2 tRNA genes and 1 rRNA gene are annotated in these 612 nt (G+C 44.8%); all 3 read left to right on the top strand.

The annotated features are described in order from the left end of the window. The first annotated feature begins 44 nt into the window (after positions 1–44). Positions 45–121: transfer RNA gene (locus tag B5P39_RS24395), tRNA-Ile, on the top strand. 44 nt (positions 122–165) lie between these two features. Then, positions 166–241: transfer RNA gene (locus B5P39_RS24400), tRNA-Ala, on the top strand. A 274-nt stretch (positions 242–515) separates the two neighbouring features. Beyond that, positions 516–612: ribosomal RNA gene (locus B5P39_RS24405) — 23S ribosomal RNA — on the top strand; the annotation flags it as partial.

A 612-nucleotide genomic window follows, 5' to 3' on the forward strand; every position in this document is an offset into this window, starting at 1 on the left:
GAGTGTTCACACAGATTTGCTTGATAGAAGATAGAGTAAAAGATGGGTCTGTAGCTCAGCTGGTTAGAGCGCACCCCTGATAAGGGTGAGGTCGGTGGTTCAAGTCCACTCTGACCCACCAATCCTTTGAGGGTTGGACATCTGATACTCGCACTGCATGTAAATGGGGCTATAGCTCAGCTGGGAGAGCGCCTGCCTTGCACGCAGGAGGTCTGCGGTTCGATCCCGCATAGCTCCACCATTTACTGCAATCTGGTTAGAGATGCCAAAGATAAACTGAAAAATTATCTTTGGCTTTTTTAAGCCCGCTCTTTAACAATTTGGAAAGCTGATAGTAATTAATACAATGATGTCTGTCGTTGTGTTAATACGAAAAAAATTGAGTTCTTAAAACACTTTTTAAGTGTCTTGAATATTCAAGTCTAAGGCGAGTCCATCTTCTTGGTCGAAGATGAGACAAGTAAAACCAGCTGGTCGCAACGACTCAAGTGATGTGAAACTCATTTGGGTTGTATGGTTAAGCGACTAAGCGTATACGGTGGATGCCTTGGCAGTCAGAGGCGATGAAGGACGTAGTAACTTGCGAAAAGCGTTGGCGAGCTAGTAACAAGC

It is taken from the genome of Shewanella sp. Shew256, from assembly GCF_002196695.1.
GTDB lineage: Bacteria > Pseudomonadota > Gammaproteobacteria > Enterobacterales > Shewanellaceae > Shewanella > Shewanella mangrovisoli.